Origin of the sequence: Labedella populi (assembly GCF_004078655.1) — a bacterium.
Lineage (GTDB): Bacteria > Actinomycetota > Actinomycetes > Actinomycetales > Microbacteriaceae > Labedella > Labedella populi.
This window is the reverse complement of the sequence record NZ_RZNC01000003.1, coordinates 616,210-633,627: the sequence shown is the minus strand read 5'-3', so window position 1 is coordinate 633,627 and position 17,418 is coordinate 616,210. Positions and strand designations below refer to the sequence as shown.

Here is a 17,418-nt window from a genome sequence, read left to right as displayed (position 1 = left end):
CGCGGCCGAGGTCCTCGACCTCGCGCAGAAGAGTGAGGTAGTCGTCACTCGAGAGGCGAGCGGGAACGAGGGCGTCGAGAGGTGCGGTGAGCTCGTCGACCGCGTGTGCGATCGCGGCGCTGAGTGCGGTGCCGTGTTCCCCCATAGGAACAGTGAACACCACACCACCGACACTCACTCCGCCCCGTTAGACGCGGTGGGAAGACCGATGGGTGGCCCTACTGTGGACGACGAGCCGCGACTCGATGGCGGCACTGTCGGCAGACTCAGGCACGCTCCTTCGTCACCCGCGGCGGAGACGAAGGTCTGTGGTCCACCCCTGGATGACGGAGCCGCGCTCTGTCAGGCTATGGACATGAACCTCGTACGTCCCCGCCGCGGCCGCGTCATCGCGGGCGTCTGCGCGGCCATCGCCAACCGATACCAGTGGAATCCGACGACGGTCCGCGTCCTGACTGCGGCGAGCATCATCCTGCCCGGCCCGCAGGTGATCATCTACGTCATCCTCTGGATCGCCATCCCGAAAGAGGTCTGACCGACCTCGACAGGAGACACCCGCCCTCACCGAAGGAGTCGCATCATGTCCAACACAGAACCGTCCGGCAGCCCCACCGGCCCCGCCTCCCCCGGGTTCGGCGGCCCCGCCGGCGAGCCCCTCGACCCCTCCTGGAAGCGCACGGTCGCCAGTTTCTCCGCGTACCTCGACGCCCAGGCGGCCGTCGACTACCTCTCCGACCAGGAGTTCCCCGTCGAGCGGGTATCGATCGTCGGCTTCGACGTGCGCACGGTCGAAGACGTCTCGGGGCGTCTCACGAAGGGCACCGCGGCGCTCCGCGGCCTCGCGGGCGGAGCCTGGTTCGGTCTTCTCGCCGGTCTGCTCTTCAGCCTCTTCGTCCCGGATGTCGTCTGGATCGGGATCATCCTCACCGCTCTCGCGCTTGGTGCGCTCTGGGGAGCACTCTTCGGATTCCTCGGTCACCTCGCGACCGGCGGCCGCCGGGACTTCACCTCGGTGCAGACGCTCCAGGCCGGTCGATACGAGGTGCAGGTCGAGGCCGAATTCGCCACGCGCGCCGAGCAGGTCCTCGCGCGACGGACGAGTTGAGCACGCAACCCCTCCTCGCCGTCGGTGGTGCGGAGTAGCCTCGCTCCCATGAGCAACGAGAACATCGTCCCCGAGAACAACAATCCCGTCGACGCGACCCCCGATGCAGCGGATCCGGGCAACACCAATCCCGCAAACGACACCGAGGCCACAGCGACGCCCGACCCGGGCAACACCAACCCGGGCAACGACGCCCTGCCGGGCGACGAGCCCGATGCGGGCAACACCAACCCGGGCAACAACAGCGGTTCCGTCGGCGGACCCGACTCCACCACGCACGGTGATGCGCTCGGCTCCGAGACGCTCGGTGGAGCGAGTGGCGGCGACACGGCCGTGAAGGACCCGGACGACTGGGTCACGGGTGACGAGCCGATGACGGGAGCACAGCGTAGCTATCTCGACACGCTCGCCCGAGAGGCGGGCGAGGAGCTGTCGGCCGATCTCACGAAGGCAGAGGCCTCCGAGCACATCGAGCGCCTCCAGGCGAAGACCGGCCGAGGGCAGTAATCTTCGACGGGGCTCTTCGAGGTGGAAACGCGGGAGTGCGCCGATGAGCGACGCTGAGAGCTGGTCGGAGATCGCGGAGGAGTGGGCACGGTCATGGGGCAGCGTCATGCAGCCTGTCCATGTCCGGCTCCTCGACGTCTGCCGGATCGAAGCGGATTCCGCCGTGCTCGACGTGGGATGCGGAAGCGGCGAGTTCCTCGCTTCGCTGCTGGAACGCGGTGCTCACGCGGCGGGTGTGGACCCGGCCGCCGGCATGGTGGCAGAAGCTCGACGGCGTGCCGGCGACGCCGACATCCGCGAGGGCTCCTGGCGAGAACTCCCGTGGCCGGATGCGAGCTTCGACGTCGTCGCGACGGTCAACGCCCTCCAATACGCCGATGACACCTCGGCAGCGCTCACCGAAGCGCGGCGGGTCCTCCGCGCCGGAGGGCTCATCGCGGTGGCGAACTGGGCCGACCGCGAGCTCAACCAGCTCGATGCGATCGAGAGCGCGCTCGCGACTGCGGCCGGAGACGAGACGCCACCCGACGGCGATCTACGCCTCCCCGGCGGCCTCGAGGCAGTCCTCGTCGAGGCGGGCTTCGATCTCGTCGAGGCCGGCACCGTCGACGTGACGTGGGCGCCTGCCGACGACGTCGCGCTCCTCAGGGGAGTACTCCTCGACGACGACCCGCACCCCGAGGACAAGCGCGTCGTCCTCGAGGCCGCTGCGCCGTTCCGGCGTGCGGACGGCGGCTATGTGCTGGAGAACGTCTTCCGGTACGCCGTCGGTCGCACGTCCGGGGCGGAGCGATGACCGACGCTCCTGCGGCTCCCCGCATCGTGCTGGAACTCGTCCGGCCCCGACTCTCCCTGCATCCCGGCGTCCGGCCGACCGTCGTCGTCGACGGTCGCGGCCAGCCCGCGCAGTGGGGCGTCGGCACCTGGCGATCCCCGATCGACGGCGCCGTCCGGATCTATCTGTTCAACCGGGCGTGGCGCTACGGCGTGGCCGAGACGGTTCTCCCATCGGAAGCCACGCGCGTCGTCTATACGGCGCCCCGGCTCCCGTTCGGTCGCGGGCGGATAACGACGGAGACCCGCCCCGTCAGATGAGGTCGCGGAGCAGTTGTTCCGGCGTACGCCCGGCCCGTCGTGCACGTTCGACGAGTCGCGCGTAGTCGGTATCGCTGAGGGTGAGCGTCACGTGCCTGTCGGTCCCTGCGTCATGGGGAAGATCGTCGAAGCTGAAGAGGCTCGGCGGCTCAGGACGCGAGGAGCGGCTCGAATCATCGACGGTCCGCGCGGCGGGCTCGGCGGGAGGCCGAACCGGTCGTGTGGCGGCTGCTGCCGGTTCCGTCGTCGGAACCGCTGCCGGCTCCGCTGGCGCGGTGGAACCCACGAGTGTGAGACCGGGTCCCGTCGGCACGGGCGTGCCGCGCTGGAACGCTTCCGCCACGGCACGGGCGCGCGAGTCGGCGGCTTCGTTGAGGACGTGTCCGACGTGGCCGCGCACCCATTCGAATCGGTAGCTGCGCCCGACGATCGCCTCGTCGATCTCACGCAGCAGGTCGACGTTCATGACCGGCTTGCCGTCGCCCTTCCGCCAGCCCTTCTTCTTCCATCCCGGCATCCATTTCGTCACGCAGTTGATGACGTACTGGCTGTCGCACAGGATGTGAAGGTCGTCCGGAAGGTGGGCGGTGGAGCGGAACAGATCGAGCACAGCCATGAGCTCACCCTGGTTGTTCGTCGCGTGCTTCCACCCGCCTGCCGCCCAGTTTGCGTCGTCGATGTACCAGGCCCAGCCCGCCGGGCCCGGGTTCCCGAGGGCCGATCCGTCCGCCGCGGCAGTGATGGTCATTCGAACCCTTCCCTCATGGTGCCGTCTCATCGTAGCCGCGCCGCGCAGTCCGCTCGTCGCGCGAACGCGACGAGTGGAGGGGTCCGTCACGTTCGTCTCGCCCCCGGCGCGTCGCCGCAAGTAGCAGCGGATGCGTCGGTGGTTCTGCATGATGGAGTGGTGGATGACGAGTCGCCCGACGCCCCCGACGGCATCGAGGTGCGCGTCCGCGCCATGCTCCGGAGCGCCGCCTCGAGACTCGCCGAGGCGGGAGCCCGCGACGAGGCTCTCGCCACGTACGTCGGTCGTCGTCGGGTGCTGCTCGTCCCACGAGAGCCGGTCCTGCGACCCGTCGGCCGCGTCTGGCGGCTCGGGGTCCTCCTCGTCGACCGCGACGGGCAAGCGTACGAGACTGGGTCGACGACTCGCGCTGTCGACCCGGGCCGCCGCGGCTACACGTCGGACTCGGCGCGCGAACGTGCGGAGTACCGTGCCGCCGCCCTCCGGGGGCGGTTCCACGAGGGCGAGACGGTCAACTTCGGATGGAGACGCCTCGAGCTCGATGAGGGAGCGCTCCACTCCTCGTCGGGTCCGTTGGTCATTGCGGATGGGGCACCGGTCGTCCGTTGGGGGCAGGGTACCGCCAACAGCACTCCGCTCGGCGCCTACCTCGCCGACCGGGTCGGCCTCCTCGTCGAGCCGCCGTCGGGCGCCTGACGCGCAACCCCTTGAGGCCGGGGGGAGCCCGGCGCGTAACGTAGGTCAGGACAGCCAGATGCACCGACCCCGAGGAGTGACGCATGGTCGACTCGACCCCCACGAACGGTTCCGACGAGGAATACGACCCCGCTCTCGACAAGCCGTCGCAAGCCGAAGGCGAGGACACGGGCGATGAGTCGCCCGAGCCCCAGAACGCCGGGAACGAGGGGATCGGGCGCCCCTCACAGGCCGAGGGTGAGGACGACTCCCGCGTCGACGGGTGACGCCCGAGGCATGCGCGGACAGGTGAGCAGGTGACGACGCCGAGCCGCTGGCGTCAGCCGATCGTGGCGATCCAGCGTGTGCGCCACATCCCTCGCTGGGTGCGGCGGGTCGACGCCGCAGTGGGACGCGGCATCAACCGGCGTCGCACGCCCCCTGCGGCCGATAGGGCACTCGTCGCCCTCACCCGTGCCGCCGACCGCGGCGTGCTCTGGTTCGTGATCGCCGGAGTCCTCGCCGTCATCGGCAGTCGCCGCGCCGCGCTTCGCGGGGTCGCCTCACTGACCGTCGCGAGTATGGTCGCGAACCTCGTCGGGAAACGCGTGTTCGGCGGGGACCGTCCGCTGCTCGACGACATCCCCATCGGACGCCGGCTGCGTACACCGCCGACGTCTCCATCGTTCCCCTCCGGGCACTCGGCGAGTGCCGCGGCCTTCGCGACGGCCGTCGCGCTCGAGTCGCCGCGGTCCGCCGGCATGGTCGCGCCTTTTGCGGCGGGAGTCGCATACTCCCGCGCGCACGTCGGGGCGCACTGGCTGTCGGACGTCGTGGGCGGGGTCGCGCTCGGGGCGGCGGTGGCGATCGTCGGTCGACTCGTCCTTCCGGTACGGCCGAAGACCGAACGGGGCGGTCCCGTTTCCGCGATCCGAGTGACGCTGCCCGCGCTCACCGACGGGGAGGGCCTCATGGTCTTCCTCAACCCCGGGTCCGGGAAGAGCGTCGTCCGTGCCGACCCCGAGGAGACCATCAGGCGGCGGCTTCCGCGCGCCCGCGTCCACGTGTTGAGCGGCGACGAGGACCTGACGGCTCTCATCGACGAGGCCGTGGGCACTCAGCCGCGGCCGCTCGTCATCGGAGTGTGCGGAGGCGACGGCACCGTCGCGACGGCCGCCGATCGCGTCCGCCGCCACGGCGTCCCGTTCCTCGCCCTCCCGGGAGGCACGTTCAATCACTTCGTCCGCTCGACCGGGATCGACTCGATCGACGATGCGATCGACGCTCTTCAAGCGGGTTCGGGCGTGACCGCCGACGTCGCGGAGGTGAGCTTCAACGGTGGTGATCCCGTCACGGTCCTCAACGCCGGATCGGTCGGCGTCTACCCGGCGCTCGTCGTCGAGCGCGAGAAGCTCGAGAAGCGGCTCGGCAAGTGGGCAGCCGGTGTGTTCGCGCTCCGGCGCGTGCTGCGGCGGGCAGACCCGCTCGATGTCACGGTCGACGGCAGAGCGATGCGCGTCTGGAGCGTCTTCGTCGGGGTCGACCCGAACTTCTCGCACACGATCGCTCCCATGCGTCGGCTGCGGCTGGAGGGCGGCGCCCTCGACGTACGCATCCTGCACGCCCGGTCGCGGGTTCATGCGATCGCGTCGCTCGCCTTCGGCCGGAAGACGAGCGCCGTGCTCCGCGCGATGCGGGTTCTCCCGCTGAGCAGCGCGACGACGATGTTCACGGCGGATTCCGTCGAGCTGAACGTCCGCTCCGCGGAGAAGGCCCTCGCGACCTTCGGACGCGACGGCGAGGTCGAGGACGAGATCGCTCGACGCGACTACACCGCTCAGCTGCGTATCGTCCCCGGGGGACTCACGGTCTACGCGCGTCCGGAGTGAGCCCGGTCGCCGCCTCGGGAAACGCTCCCGCCCCTCTGCAGCGCGGCGATCGCTGTGGGCTCGGGTCAGTCCGAGGACGTGCTGGTGACGATGGCGCGTCACGCCGCCGCGGGCGAGGACACCGGCGACGGCGCCGCCGACCTGAAGCCCCCTGAAAGGTCCTTCAGGAAGGTATAGCGTCGAAGCATGACCGTGTCATCGGCCGTCCCCGATCCCGCGACGGAGCGACCGCAGAAGTCCATCGCCGTCGTTGTCGCGTTCGTGGCGAACGTACTCGTCGCCCTCGCGAAGTCGGTGGCGGCGTTTCTCACCGGTTCGGCGTCGATGCTCGCCGAGGCGGCGCACTCGTGGGCCGACGCCGGGAACGAGATCCTCCTCATCGTCGCCGACCGGAAAGCGGCGAAGCCGAGCGACCCCGGACATCCCTTGGGCTACGGGCGGGAATCCTACGTGTGGTCGCTGTTCGCCGCCGTGGGGCTCTTCACGGCCGGTGCCGTCGTCTCGGTCACGCACGGCGTCCAGGAACTCCTCGAACCCGAGCCGGCCGACGATTTCCTGATCGCGTACATCGTGCTTGCCGTCGCGTTCGTCCTCGAGGGTGTCTCCTTCGTGCAGTCGATCGTGCAGGTCCGGCGCGATGCCCGGAGGCTCGGGCGCTCCGCGGTCGACCTCACGCTCAACGGCTCGAACTCCACCCTCCGCGCCGTCATCGCGGAAGACGCGGCGGCCCTCGTCGGACTCGTCCTCGCCGCCACGGGTATCGCGCTCCACGAGATCACGGGGAGCGCGGTCTTCGACGCGATCGGTTCGATCGCGATCGGCCTGCTGCTCGGTGTCGTCGCGGTCGTCCTCATCGGTCGGAACCGCCGGTTCCTCGTCGGCGTCGTGCCGCCGACGGGGGTGCGCGAGCGGGTCGCTCGTGCCCTCCTCGAGCTACCGGAGATCGAGCGGCTCACCTACCTCCACCTCGAGTTCATCGGACCGGAACGGCTGTCGCTCGTCGCGGCCGTCGATCTCGCGGGCGACGACCCCGAGAGCGGCGTGGCGCTCCGGCTCCGGACGCTCGAGCGCCGCATCGAGGAGATCCCCGCGATCGGCTCGGCCGTGCTGACCCTCTCGGTGCGCGACGAGGCCTCGATCGACCTCTGAGCCGGATCCGTCAGGCGTTCGGCGCGTTCGGCGCGGTCGAGTCGGTCGAGTCGGTCGAGTCGGTCGACAGCTCGAGCGTCATGAACACGCTGTGGGGGTCTTCGACGTAGGAGCCGAACGGACCGCACTCGGTGAAGCCGTTGCGGACGTAGAGACGCCGCGCGGCGGCGAAGTAGTCCTCCGCACCGGTCTCGAGCCAGATCCGCGTCAGGCCGTTCTCGCGTGCCTCCGCGAGGATCGCGAGCAGCACCGACCCGGCCACACCGCGACCGCGCGCCGCCGCCGACGTCCGCATCGACTTGATCTCGCCGTCATCCGGCCCGAGCACCGAGAGGGCGCCGCAGCCGAGGAGGGCACCGCCGTCATCGCGCGCGGTGAAGAACGTGATGCGTGGATCGAGCAGGGCGGTGTGGTCGAGTGCGTGCACGCTCTCCGCCGGAGAGGTCGCGAACATGTCCGTCAGGTGCTCGTCGAGAAGGGCGAGGACGTCCGCGCGGTCCGGTCGCTCGCGGGCGACGATGACGGGATCGGAATGCATCCGACCAGGGTAGGGGAGGTCCGCCGTCGGAAGACGCAGCGTGAGGCGAGCGCCTCCGAGCGGGGAGTCCTCGGCCGCGACCGTGCCTCCCGACATCTCGGCGATGTGCCATCATTCCGGACGGGCGCTGAATCGCGCCTGAAGCGCTCGCCGGGTCCGGCGTTTGTGCACACATGCGCCAGTACACCGGCGTATGTGCGCACGAACGCTCTCGGTAGCGGGGGGCGGGGACGGGCGGAGGGGAGGGGGACTCGTGGGTCAGGCGGGCCGCGCACCGGCCGCGCGGAGGCGGGCGATGCGGGCGCGGGCCGCGTCCTCCGAGGTCGACGAGCTGCCGAGTACCCGGGCGACGAGCCAGAGGACCATGCGCGTCGCGGTGACGACGGGCAGTGGCGAGCGGCGGAGTCCCAGAAGGCGCCGGTAGTCGCGCGGGAGCGAGGCGACGGCGCCCGCGAAGAGGATCCGGTACGCGGGCATCATGGCGGGCCGCAGCGGCGGTCGGCGGATGAAGCGCACGGCCTCGGCGACGCGCTCGTCGGTCTTGATGACGGGTCGGAACGCGGCGAGTCCGTCGCGGAGCTCCCGCTCGGACCGCGGCGGATCGACGACGCCGACGAGCTCGCCGGCCGTCGCCCACTCGCGCACGTACGCGTCCGCGCCGCCGGGGATGGGCCCGCCCCACACCTCGTGGCACGACAGGAACGCGTCGGTGAAGACGATGTGGACCCACGACAGCAGTTCGGGGTCGCCGGCGGAGTACGGCCGCTCGTGTCCCTCGGCGTCGACGTACGTCCCTGCGACCCGGGAGTGGAAGCGGCCGACGCGAGCGGACTCGCGCCGGGCTACAGCGGTGTCGGCGAAGGTCACGGTCACGAGCCACTGGATCGTTCCCGAGAGCCGCCCGAGGGGATCCTCCCGGTATCGCGACCAGTCGTGCACACCCGCCATCGCCCCCGGGTGGAGCGTCTGGACGAGGAGGGCGCGGATGCCGGCGACGAGCGTCGGGATACCGCCGTGCACCGCCCAGCTCGCGGAGCCCGGCCCGAAGTACCCGTCGTCGTCGCCGTCGGCGATCGCCTCGACCCACTGCGGCTTGCCGTCGCCGTCGCCCGAGAACGTCGTGAGGAGGTGGGATCTCCAGGAGGCGGCGATGCGCGCGAGACGGGCTCGAGTCATACGCGTCACGCTACGTTCCGCGCCTGGGAAACCACGCGGTTCGCGGCGCCTCACGCGCCGACGCCGAGCGAGTCCGACGGTGTCCGGCCCGGACGCCGGAACGCCGTGACCCTCCCGGTGGGGAGGACCACGGCGTTCCGAATCGCACGAGGTCAGCCGGCGTCGGAGACGGCGCTGCTCACGGCGGTCGGGGCGTCGTACTCCTGGTCCGGGATGGACCGGAGCGCCTCGAGCACGTTCTCATCGGCACCGGAACTCTCGGCAGCCGAGACGATGTCGTCCTTCGAAGCGGGGTAATCGATGCCGCCGAGGTACTTCTGCACCTGGATGGGGTTGGGAGCGGTCATTGTCGTCCTTTCTCTCGTTCTTCCCGTGGTCCGACGCGTGGCTCGCCGGGCGGGGGAGCCACGCGACGGGGCTCAGTGACCGAGTTCGATCTCGGCATAGGTGTCGAGGAGGCGGAGGGCCCGCTCCGCGTGCTCGCCGCCCGCCGTCCGCTCCGCTTCGAGCGATTGCCGCATCTGGTCGAGCTTCTCCCCGGCCTGGGACAGCGGGGGGACGAGGGGGATCGCCGGATCCGTGCGGATGTCGAGGACGTAGGGGCGGTCGGCCGAGAAGGCGCGCTCCCATGCTCCGTCGAGGGACTCCGGCGACGAGACGCACTCGCCGCCGAGACCGAGAAGATTCGCGACATCGGAGAACGGGACGGTCGGGAGCGCTTGGCTCTGAGCGAAGCGCGGCTCCCCCTCCATCTCGCGCTGCTCCCAGCTCACCTCGGCGAGGTCGTGGTTGTCGAGCACGGCGATCACGAAACGGGGGTCCGACCACGTCGGCCACCGCGAGGCGATCGTCGCGAGTTCCGTGAATCCCGACATCTGCATGCCGCCGTCGCCGGCCAGCACGACGACGGGACGCTCAGGTGTGAGCAGCTTCGCGGCGATGCCGTACGGCACTCCGCAGCCCATGCTCGCGAGCGTGCCGGAGACGTGAGCGTCGACGCCCGCCGGCAGTCGCACCTGGCGTGCGTACCAGTAGACGGCGCTTCCGACGTCGAGCGCGATGCGTGCGTCGGCGGGCAGGTGCGCGTCGAGCGAGCGGACCGCCGCTTCGGGGTTGATCGGCTCCGCTGCGACGGCCGCGCGCTCGGCCGCCACCCGGCGCCCGTCCAAGACGTGCGCGCGGACCGTCTCCGTCCACGGTCGCACTCTCTCGGCGTCGACCCGCTCGAGCAACGCCGAGAGGGTTTCCGCCGCGTCGCCGACGAGTCCGACATCGACCGGATACCTGTCGCCGACGACGCGCGGATCGAGGTCGATCTGCACCGCGCGCGCTTGCCCGGGCGCGGGGTAGAACTCGGTCCAGGGATCGTTCGATCCGACGATGAGGAGGGTGTCGCACTCGGAGAGCACCTTCCCGCTCGCCGTCGTCCCGAGGTGCCCCATCGTCCCGGCCGAGAGGTCATGCGTCTCGTCGACGTACGGCTTGCCGAGCAGACTCGTCGTGATGCCGGCGCCGAGCCGGTCGGCGAGGCGCTGCACCTCGTCGCGTGCGCCCGCGGCACCTCGCCCAACGAGGAACGCGATGCGCTCGCCGGCGTCGAGCACCGCGGCCGCGGCGTCGAGGTCGTCGCTCGTCGGGCGCGGCCTGGCCGCAGCGAACCGCGGCGCGGTGACGACGACGCCGTGCTCGTGCGGCAGCTCGGGTGCCGGGGCGGACTGCACGTCGTGCGGCACGATCACGACGGCCGGCGATCGTGTCGCGAGCGCGGATCGGAACGCCCGGTCGATGACCATCGGCACCTGGTCGGGGGACGAGACGAGCGAGAGGAAGTTCGCGGCGACGTCGGAGAAGAGGACCTGCAGGTCGACCTCCTGCATGTAGCCGGATCCGAGGACGCTCGTGTGCTGTTGCCCGATCACGGCGACGACGGGGATGCGGTCGAGCTTCGCGTCGTAGAGCCCGTTCAGGAGGTGGATCGCGCCGGGTCCTTGCGTCGAGAGCATGACGCCGACGCCGCCGCCGTACTTGGCGTGGCCCGTGGCCATGAACGCCGCGTTCTCCTCGTGGCGCGCCTGCACGAAATCGATCGTGCCGGCGCGGCGGAGCGCGCCGAGAACGCCGTTGATGCCGTCGCCGCTGTATCCGAAGACGCGGTCGACGCCCCACGCCGCGAGTCGCTCGACGATCACGTCGGAGACCGTGGCATCGGGCGAATCCGCCGAGGCGTCGGGACGGCCGTCGTCGATCTCCCCAGCGATCGCGGTTCCGTCCCGACTCACGGCTGTCCGTTCGTCTCGGCGGCCGCGCTGTCCTGGCGGGCGGCGGCCGCGTCGGTGGGCTCGTCGTTCCCGGACGTGGGGATGCGGCCCTCATCGGCGGTGTGACCGTCGGCCGCGTCGGCTCCGTCGCCCGCCGCGCCGATCTCCGTGTCCTCGCCGATGTCGATGGCGTCGCCGCCGGGACCAAGGGGCTCTCCGGCGCCACCGCCCATTCCGAGGGACTCGACGACGGGGTCGCCCTCGAAGGGCAGCGGAGTGTTGGTGTGGGACATGCGGGTCTCCGTTCCGGTCGTGCACTTCGTTCTCGTGTCGGCCACGCTAGGCGCGGCGCGGCTCGAGGTCAGGGGCTTGACGAGTCCGTCTGACCTTTCGGCCCCGCCGAGCTCCCCACCGAGCTCGCGGCCGAGCTCCCCGCCGAGCCCGCGGCGGCGAAGAGCGCGCGGGCCGCGTCGACCGTCCGATCGACGATCGTCGTCGGCGCCTCGAGGTGTACCGCGCCGCTCGGGACGATCCCGGCCCCTCCGAAGCGCTCCATCACCCGCCACTGGGCCGCGACGTCCTCTCCGGAGTGGCTCGGCGGCAGCCCCGTCCAGAAATCGAAGCCGCCGACCTCGATAAGCGCCTCCCGGTCGTACAGCACACACGCGCCGACCCAGGCGACCTTGTACGCGAGCCAGCCGTCACGCTCCACGCCGAGCGTCCCCGCGATGTGGGCCAGATTGGCGGCGTTGTGCAACGGCCACCGGTCGTGCTCCGGTCGGCCCGGGCGAACGCTCTCCGGGATGACGGGTCCCGGCCACGGCTCGAAGGTCGTCGCCTCGTGCGGGCGGCGGTCCTCGAGGTAGGAGAGTCCCTGGACGGCGGATCCGACGAAACCGCAGCCGAGGGTCTCGAGGGCGTCGAGCAGGCGCTCGAGGAGACCCGGCTCCGTCCAGACGTCGTCATCGAGGAAGAGCACGGCCGGGGCGGACGATCGCTCGAGGAGGAACTGCCGCTGCTCGGCGAGCCCGCGCCGCTCCGGCCGGTGCACGAGCTCGACGCCGTGCCCCTGGGCGCGGAGCACGCGCACCATCGCCTGGACACTCGGCTCGCTCGCGCTCGTGAACAGTTCGGACTGATCGCTCACGATCACGTCGAAGGCCGGCTCGTCCTGAGCGGCGAGACCGGCGAGCGTCACGGCGAGTTCACTCGTCCGCCCGATCGTGGGGATGAGCACCTCGAGTCGCGGTGGCGGCGGCGGAGCCTCGGTCGTCCAGTCTCCGGACCACCGCCGCGCCGGGACCGGCTCGTCGTTGCTCTCCGTCACGACACCGGGTCCTCCCGGCGTGACCGGATGCGCTCGACCATCGAGGTGGTGGAGTGCGACGGAACGTAATCGACGATACGCACCTCTCCGCCGTACCCCCGGACGACGGGCGTCTCGGTGAGCATCTCGGGACTGTAGTCCCCGCCCTTGACGTAGACGTCCGGAGTGAGGCTCTCGAGCAGCGGGATCGGCGTGTCGGTCTCGAAGACCGTGACGAGGTCGACGCACTCGAGCGAGGCGAGGACGGAGGCACGATCTGCGGCGGTGTTGATCGGCCGCTCGGGCCCCTTGAGGCGCCGCACCGACTCGTCGCTGTTGATGGCGACGACGAGCACGTCCCCGAGGGCCTTCGCCTGCCGCAGGTAGCTCGTGTGCCCGCGGTGGAGGACGTCGAAGCACCCGTTCGTGAAGACGATGCGCCGGCCGTCTCCGCGCTCCTCGGCGAGCCGCTGGGCGAGCTCGTCGGCGCCGATCGCGACGGGACCGTCCAGGGACACGCGCGCCTGCAGGTCCGTGGTCGAGCAGACCGCTGTGCCGAAGCGCCCGACGACGACGTCGGCGGCATGCTGGGCGACGACGGTCGCGACGGGCAGGGTTGCGCCGCTCGCGAGAGCGGCCGTGAGGGCCGCGGTGAACGTGTCCCCGGCCCCCGAGGCGAACTTCTCGGCGGCCGGGTGCGCGAGCGTCGCGAACGGCTCACCGTCGCGCGTCAACGCGATCGTGCCGTCCCGATCGAGCGTGACGACGACGGCACGAGCGCCCGAGAGGGAGAGCAGATCGTCGGCCGCCGCGGCGAACGAGCCGACGCGGTCGGGACCGACTCCGGGCCAGGAGCGCGAGCGGCGGAGCAGCAGGGCCGCCTCGGCCTCGTTCGGCGTGACGACATCGGGGGAGAGCGCGGCCCACGGGGCGAGGTCGTGGGCGTCGACGACCGTGAGAATGCGAGGACCATCCGCCGTCGCGGCCGCGAGCCGACTCCGCACGGCACCGTGGAGCGTTGCGGCACCGTAGTCGCAGACGACGAGTGCGTCCGCGCCCTCGAGCGCGCGGACCGCCGCCCGAGCGAGTCGCTCCTCGTCCTCCGATGTCGGGACCCCGACGTCGCCCTCGTCGACGCGGACGAGCACCTGGTCATCGGCCATGATGCGCGTCTTCATGACGGTCGAGCGCCCCGGGCGAAGGACCACCCCACTCACATCGACGCCCGCCGTCGCGAGGACGTCCCGCAGCCGCTCGCCCGCGTCGTCGTCCCCCGTCGCGCCGACGAGTCGCACTCGAGCCCCGAGCGCCGCGAGGTTCATCGCGGTGTTGGCGGCTCCTCCGGGGGCATCGCTCCGGTCGACGAGGTCGACGACGGGCGCCGGCGCCTCCCGGCTGAGACGGCCGCTTCCGCCCCGCCACCAACGGTCGAGCATCAGGTCGCCGATGACGACGACGACGGGTGCGGCCTCGCGGATCCGCGCGGGGAGACCCTCGATCGCACGACCCGCGTCGGCGGCGCTCGGGGTCCCGGCCCCCGTCACGATGCCTCCGCCGTCTCGGGGAGGCCCAGGTGCACGACGGTCGTGGTGGTCATCTCGTCGAGCAGTTCCGGTCCGTAACCGAAGCCGGCCCCGCTCGCGCGCCGCGGTTGAGCGCTCCCGCCCGGTGCGCCGCCGAACACCGCGTTGACCTTGACGGTGCCGACGTCGAGCTCCGCGATCGCGCGGTGCGCCGTCGCCATCGATGGGGTCAGGACCGTCGCCGCGAGTCCGTAGCGGTCGTCGGCCGCACGGAGCAGAGCCTCGTCGATGTCATCGACGACCATGATGGGCGCAACGGGACCGAAGGTCTCCTCGGACATGACCGCCATCGCGGGGGAGCAGTCGACGAGAACGGTCGCGGGGTAGAAGGTCCCGGGTCCGTCCGGGATCCGTCCACCCGTGAGTGCCCGGGCCCCCTCGGCGAGTGCCTCCTCGACCTGGTCGTGCACGTCCTGACGGAGTCTCTCGTCGACGAGCGGACCGAGGGCGCCGGAGGCGACGAGATGCTCCGCTTCCCGGACGAGGGCCGGGATGAATGCGCCCGCGACATCACGGTGCACGAACACGCGCTCGACAGACGTGCAGATCTGGCCGGCATTGGCGAAGGCGCCGACGGCCGCCTGCCGGGCCGCCCACTCGGGGTCGACACCGGCGTCCACGATGAGTGCGTCGTTGCCGCCGTTCTCCCGGATCACGTGGGCGTCGTGCGCGGCGGCCGCGAGATGGATCGCGCGTCCCGTCGTCGACGACCCCACATGGGCGACGGCATCGACCTCCGGACGGGCGACGAGAGCTGCGCCGGTCGATCCGTCGCCCACGAGCGGGATCAAGACGTCGAGGGGGACGCTTCCGGCGAGGATCTCGTTCACGAGGGCGCCCGTGTGCGGGCAGCGTTCGCTCGGCTTGTGCACGACCGTGTTGCCGGTCACGAGCGCGGCGCCGACGAGACCGGCGGTGATCGCGACGGGATCGTTCCACGGCGTCAGGACGGCGACGACGCCACGCGGCCGGTTGATCGCGAGGTCGACCGCTTCGATGCCGCCCTGCAGACTGCGGCCACGGTGGACGGGACCGAGTTCCGCGTACTGGTGCAGCGTCCCGACGGCGGCGGTGATCCCGCCGAGCGCGTCGTCGATCGACTTGCCCGTCTCACTCGATTGCGTCCGCGCGATCTCGTCGGACCGCTCCTCGAGGGCACTCGCGGCGGCATGCAGCATCGCACCCCGCTCGGCCGCCGGCGTGCGACGCCAGGCGCCGAACGCGCGTCGCGACCGGGCCACGGCGTCGCGCACGGCGGCGTCGTCCTGCACCTCGAGGGTCCCGACGAGGCTCCCCGTGCGCGGATCGCGCACGGTCAGTACCTCGGCATCGGTCGGTCGCCCCTCGTCCACCGGGGCTGCGATCGTCGTCTCCACGGTCATGTCCTCCTCCGTCCGGTCACAACGGTCCGATACCCACTCGTGTCCCGGATCATGCACCCGAGCCGGAACCGGTATGCGGGGGAGGGTTTGGCGCCGGAGTCGTCGGGGAACAGGGGAACGGGAAGGGATGGTGACGCGTGATCGAGGTCGGACGGACACGGGAGCGCTTCGACGGGGTGCGGAGGATCGCCGTGCTCCGCGGCGGAGGACTCGGTGATCTCCTGTTCGCCATGCCCGCGATCCAAGCGCTCGCCGCGGCATACCCGGCGGCCGAGCTGACACTGCTCGGGACCCCGCTCCATCATGCTCTCCTCGACGGGAGGGCGTCTCCGATCGACCACGTCGAGGTCCTGCCCATCGCCCCCGGGATCCGTGACGCGCCGTCCGGGGGAGCCGATGCCGACGCGGAGAGCGCGGAGGCGTTCCTCGAGCGGATGCGCGGGCGCCGCTTCGACCTCGCCGTGCAGGTGCACGGCGGCGGCCGGAACTCGAACCCGTTCCTGCTCGGTCTCGGCTCCCGCCACACCGTCGGGACGCGCACTCCCGATGCCGTCGAGCTCGAGCGCAGCATGCCCTACCTCTATTACCAGCACGAGGTCCTGCGCGCGCTCGAGGTCGTCGGGCTCGCGGGGGCTGCGCCGGTCGTCCTGGAGCCGCGGGTCCTCACCACGCAGAGTGAGCGTGCGGCGGCGGCGGCCCGAGTCCCGGCGGGGCCGACCGGGCGCGTCGTCATCCACCCCGGCGCCACCGACCCGCGACGACGCTGGCCCGCGCATCGCTTCGCCGAGGTCGCGGCGGCTCTCGTCGAGACGGGTGCGCGCGTCGCCGTCATCGGCGACGCGACGGATGTCGAGACGGCCGATGCCATCGTCGCGGGAGTGCGCGAGCGCGGCGCCGACGCGTCACTCGTGTCGAATCTCGCGGGCGCGCTTCCGCTCGGCGTGACCGCGGGTCTCCTCGCGATCGCGGACGTCGTGGTCGCCAACGACAGCGGGCCGCGTCACCTCGCTGTCGCTGTCGGCGCTCCCACCGTGGGGATCTTCTGGATGGGGAACGCCCTCAACGCTGCACCTTTCGGCCGGGAGCGGCACCGCATCCATCTCTCCTGGACGACGCGCTGCCTCGTGTGCGGAGTGGATGTCACGCAGGTCGGGTGGACGGCCGAACGCTGCGAGCACGACGACTCGTTCGTCGACGAGGTCGACACGGCCGCCGTGCTCGCCGACGTCGCCGACCTCAGGGCCAGGAGTCTTCTTCCTCGTGACAGATGACGAGTTCGCGGACCTCGCAACCGGCGGGTTGTGAGAGCGCGAAGATCACGGCGTTGGCGACGTACTCCGGGTCGTTAAGCTTCGCGTCGTCGCCGGGCTTGTACTGTGCGTCACGGTCGTCGAAGAATCGCGTTCGCATTCCCGACGGAATGAGGGTCGTCACGCCGACGCGGCCCTTCGTCTCGGCCGCGAGCGACCGTGAGAAGCCGAGCACTGCGAACTTCGATGCGCAGTAGGCCGTCGCGTCGGAGACGGCCTTCAGGGCGAGAGACGAGGCGACGGTGACGACCCGTCCGTGACTCGCTTCGAGGTGGGGGAGGGCCGCCCGTACGGTCGCGACGGTGCCGAACAGATTGACCTGCACGATCTTCTCCCATGCGACGGCGTCGATGTCCTCGAGGCGACCGGGCCGATCGATGCCGGCGGCCGTGACGACGGCATCGAGGCCGCCGTGTGCCGCGGCGATCTCGCCCACGAGACGCTCGACCTCCCGTGTGTCGGACACGTCGACCTCGTGCGACTCGATGTCGGGGTCGGAGGGCGCGGCGCGGTCGAGCACGATGGCCGTGCCGCCGTGCGCGTGTACGGCTCGGACGACGGCGGCGCCGAGGCCGGAGGATCCGCCCGTGACGAGGACTCGACCGATGTCGGTAGTGGGGATGGTCATGCGTGCTCCTTTCGAGAGCGTGAAGGGACAGAGACAGAACGAGAGAGGGGACAGAGACAAGAAGAGAAG

Annotated in this window: 20 protein-coding genes; 10 read left to right on the top strand and 10 right to left on the bottom strand. The window is 71.2% G+C overall.

The window, feature by feature from the left end; translation table 11 throughout:
• Positions 1-355 precede the first annotated feature (355 nt).
• The 5 genes from ELQ92_RS11530 (at position 356) to ELQ92_RS11510 (ending at position 2,707) form a co-directional block, all read left to right on the top strand.
• Positions 356-535 (top strand): PspC domain-containing protein, encoded by a 180-nt coding sequence (locus tag ELQ92_RS11530; RefSeq protein WP_128499080.1) that lies wholly within the window; start codon positions 356-358, stop codon positions 533-535.
• Between the two features lie 45 nt (positions 536-580).
• Positions 581-1,105, top strand: coding sequence for a YflT domain-containing protein (locus ELQ92_RS11525; protein ID WP_128499079.1), 525 nt, complete (start codon positions 581-583; stop codon positions 1,103-1,105).
• Between the two features lie 333 nt (positions 1,106-1,438).
• A complete protein-coding gene (locus ELQ92_RS16610) occupies positions 1,439-1,612 on the top strand; it encodes a DUF3072 domain-containing protein (RefSeq protein ID WP_243695001.1) in 174 nt (57 codons plus the stop codon).
• Positions 1,613-1,655: 43 nt separating this feature from the next.
• Positions 1,656-2,408, top strand: a complete 753-nt coding sequence (locus ELQ92_RS11515; RefSeq protein WP_128499078.1) for a class I SAM-dependent methyltransferase — start codon at positions 1,656-1,658, stop codon at positions 2,406-2,408.
• Entirely contained in the window at positions 2,405-2,707 is a 303-nt protein-coding gene (locus ELQ92_RS11510) for a hypothetical protein (RefSeq protein ID WP_128499077.1), read from the top strand. The genes ELQ92_RS11515 and ELQ92_RS11510 overlap by 4 nt, the downstream gene beginning before the upstream one ends.
• Here the strand turns inward: ELQ92_RS11510 and ELQ92_RS11505 are convergent.
• Positions 2,700-3,455, bottom strand: coding sequence for an RNase H family protein (locus ELQ92_RS11505; protein WP_128499076.1), 756 nt, complete (start codon positions 3,453-3,455; stop codon positions 2,700-2,702). The genes ELQ92_RS11510 and ELQ92_RS11505 overlap by 8 nt on opposite strands.
• 138 nt (positions 3,456-3,593) lie before the next feature.
• On the opposite strand from ELQ92_RS11505, the gene ELQ92_RS11500 reads away from it, so the two are divergent.
• From ELQ92_RS11500 to ELQ92_RS11485, 4 genes are all read left to right on the top strand, one after another.
• On the top strand, positions 3,594-4,151 hold the full coding sequence (locus ELQ92_RS11500) for a hypothetical protein (RefSeq protein WP_243694986.1): 558 nt from the start codon (positions 3,594-3,596) through the stop codon (positions 4,149-4,151).
• A gap of 83 nt (positions 4,152-4,234) precedes the next feature.
• Positions 4,235-4,417, top strand: coding sequence for a hypothetical protein (locus ELQ92_RS11495; RefSeq protein ID WP_128499074.1), 183 nt, complete (start codon positions 4,235-4,237; stop codon positions 4,415-4,417).
• Between the two features lie 30 nt (positions 4,418-4,447).
• Positions 4,448-6,019 carry a bifunctional phosphatase PAP2/diacylglycerol kinase family protein gene (locus tag ELQ92_RS11490; RefSeq protein ID WP_128499073.1) on the top strand — a complete coding sequence of 524 codons (1,572 nt, stop codon included), beginning with the start codon at positions 4,448-4,450 and terminating at the stop codon, positions 6,017-6,019.
• 186 nt (positions 6,020-6,205) lie between these two features.
• On the top strand, positions 6,206-7,168 hold the full coding sequence (locus tag ELQ92_RS11485; RefSeq protein ID WP_128499072.1) for a cation diffusion facilitator family transporter: 963 nt from the start codon (positions 6,206-6,208) through the stop codon (positions 7,166-7,168).
• 10 nt (positions 7,169-7,178) lie between these two features.
• On the opposite strand, the gene ELQ92_RS11480 is transcribed toward ELQ92_RS11485, so the two are convergent.
• The 8 genes from ELQ92_RS11480 to ELQ92_RS11445 all read right to left on the bottom strand — a co-directional run bounded on the left by ELQ92_RS11480 (position 7,179) and on the right by ELQ92_RS11445 (position 15,411).
• Positions 7,179-7,706: a GNAT family N-acetyltransferase gene (locus ELQ92_RS11480; protein ID WP_128499071.1), complete on the bottom strand. Its 528-nt coding sequence runs from the start codon at positions 7,704-7,706 to the stop codon at positions 7,179-7,181.
• A 258-nt stretch (positions 7,707-7,964) separates the two neighbouring features.
• Positions 7,965-8,882, bottom strand: a complete 918-nt coding sequence (locus tag ELQ92_RS11475; RefSeq protein ID WP_128499070.1) for an oxygenase MpaB family protein — start codon at positions 8,880-8,882, stop codon at positions 7,965-7,967.
• Positions 8,883-9,034: 152 nt separating this feature from the next.
• Entirely contained in the window at positions 9,035-9,229 is a 195-nt protein-coding gene (locus ELQ92_RS11470; protein ID WP_128499069.1) for a DUF2795 domain-containing protein, read from the bottom strand.
• Positions 9,230-9,301: 72 nt separating this feature from the next.
• Entirely contained in the window at positions 9,302-11,128 is a 1,827-nt protein-coding gene (locus ELQ92_RS11465; protein WP_128499147.1) for a thiamine pyrophosphate-requiring protein, read from the bottom strand.
• Between the two features lie 29 nt (positions 11,129-11,157).
• Positions 11,158-11,433 carry a hypothetical protein gene (locus ELQ92_RS11460; protein WP_128499068.1) on the bottom strand — a complete coding sequence of 92 codons (276 nt, stop codon included), beginning with the start codon at positions 11,431-11,433 and terminating at the stop codon, positions 11,158-11,160.
• A gap of 68 nt (positions 11,434-11,501) precedes the next feature.
• Positions 11,502-12,467, bottom strand: coding sequence for a glycosyltransferase family 2 protein (locus ELQ92_RS11455; protein ID WP_128499067.1), 966 nt, complete (start codon positions 12,465-12,467; stop codon positions 11,502-11,504).
• Positions 12,464-13,882, bottom strand: a complete 1,419-nt coding sequence (rfaE2, locus tag ELQ92_RS11450; RefSeq protein ID WP_424980094.1) for a D-glycero-beta-D-manno-heptose 1-phosphate adenylyltransferase — start codon at positions 13,880-13,882, stop codon at positions 12,464-12,466. The genes ELQ92_RS11455 and rfaE2 overlap by 4 nt, the downstream gene beginning before the upstream one ends.
• 104 nt (positions 13,883-13,986) lie before the next feature.
• Positions 13,987-15,411, bottom strand: a complete 1,425-nt coding sequence (locus ELQ92_RS11445; protein WP_128499065.1) for an aldehyde dehydrogenase family protein — start codon at positions 15,409-15,411, stop codon at positions 13,987-13,989.
• A 137-nt stretch (positions 15,412-15,548) separates the two neighbouring features.
• On the opposite strand from ELQ92_RS11445, the gene ELQ92_RS11440 reads away from it, so the two are divergent.
• Positions 15,549-16,682: a glycosyltransferase family 9 protein gene (locus ELQ92_RS11440; RefSeq protein ID WP_243694985.1), complete on the top strand. Its 1,134-nt coding sequence runs from the start codon at positions 15,549-15,551 to the stop codon at positions 16,680-16,682.
• On the opposite strand, the gene ELQ92_RS11435 is transcribed toward ELQ92_RS11440, so the two are convergent.
• On the bottom strand, positions 16,648-17,349 hold the full coding sequence (locus ELQ92_RS11435; RefSeq protein ID WP_128499064.1) for an SDR family oxidoreductase: 702 nt from the start codon (positions 17,347-17,349) through the stop codon (positions 16,648-16,650). The genes ELQ92_RS11440 and ELQ92_RS11435 overlap by 35 nt on opposite strands.
• Positions 17,350-17,418 lie beyond the last annotated feature (69 nt).

What these genes read in the sequence shown, in the direction of transcription:
- ELQ92_RS11530 (WP_128499080.1), top strand. Translation starts at nt 356, where the DNA reads ATGAACCTCGTACGTCCCCGCCGCGGCCGCGTCATCGCGGGCGTCTGC.
- ELQ92_RS11525 (WP_128499079.1), top strand. Translation starts at nt 581, where the DNA reads ATGTCCAACACAGAACCGTCCGGCAGCCCCACCGGCCCCGCCTCCCCC.
- ELQ92_RS11515 (WP_128499078.1), top strand. Translation starts at nt 1,656, where the DNA reads ATGAGCGACGCTGAGAGCTGGTCGGAGATCGCGGAGGAGTGGGCACGG.
- ELQ92_RS11510 (WP_128499077.1), top strand. Translation starts at nt 2,405, where the DNA reads ATGACCGACGCTCCTGCGGCTCCCCGCATCGTGCTGGAACTCGTCCGG.
- ELQ92_RS11505 (WP_128499076.1), bottom strand. Translation starts at nt 3,455, where the DNA reads ATGACCATCACTGCCGCGGCGGACGGATCGGCCCTCGGGAACCCGGGC.
- ELQ92_RS11495 (WP_128499074.1), top strand. Translation starts at nt 4,235, where the DNA reads ATGGTCGACTCGACCCCCACGAACGGTTCCGACGAGGAATACGACCCC.
- ELQ92_RS11485 (WP_128499072.1), top strand. Translation starts at nt 6,206, where the DNA reads ATGACCGTGTCATCGGCCGTCCCCGATCCCGCGACGGAGCGACCGCAG.
- ELQ92_RS11480 (WP_128499071.1), bottom strand. Translation starts at nt 7,706, where the DNA reads ATGCATTCCGATCCCGTCATCGTCGCCCGCGAGCGACCGGACCGCGCG.
- ELQ92_RS11475 (WP_128499070.1), bottom strand. Translation starts at nt 8,882, where the DNA reads ATGACTCGAGCCCGTCTCGCGCGCATCGCCGCCTCCTGGAGATCCCAC.
- ELQ92_RS11470 (WP_128499069.1), bottom strand. Translation starts at nt 9,229, where the DNA reads ATGACCGCTCCCAACCCCATCCAGGTGCAGAAGTACCTCGGCGGCATC.
- ELQ92_RS11460 (WP_128499068.1), bottom strand. Translation starts at nt 11,433, where the DNA reads ATGTCCCACACCAACACTCCGCTGCCCTTCGAGGGCGACCCCGTCGTC.
- rfaE2 (WP_424980094.1), bottom strand. Translation starts at nt 13,882, where the DNA reads ATGCTCGACCGTTGGTGGCGGGGCGGAAGCGGCCGTCTCAGCCGGGAG.
- ELQ92_RS11445 (WP_128499065.1), bottom strand. Translation starts at nt 15,411, where the DNA reads ATGACCGTGGAGACGACGATCGCAGCCCCGGTGGACGAGGGGCGACCG.
- ELQ92_RS11435 (WP_128499064.1), bottom strand. Translation starts at nt 17,349, where the DNA reads ATGACCATCCCCACTACCGACATCGGTCGAGTCCTCGTCACGGGCGGA.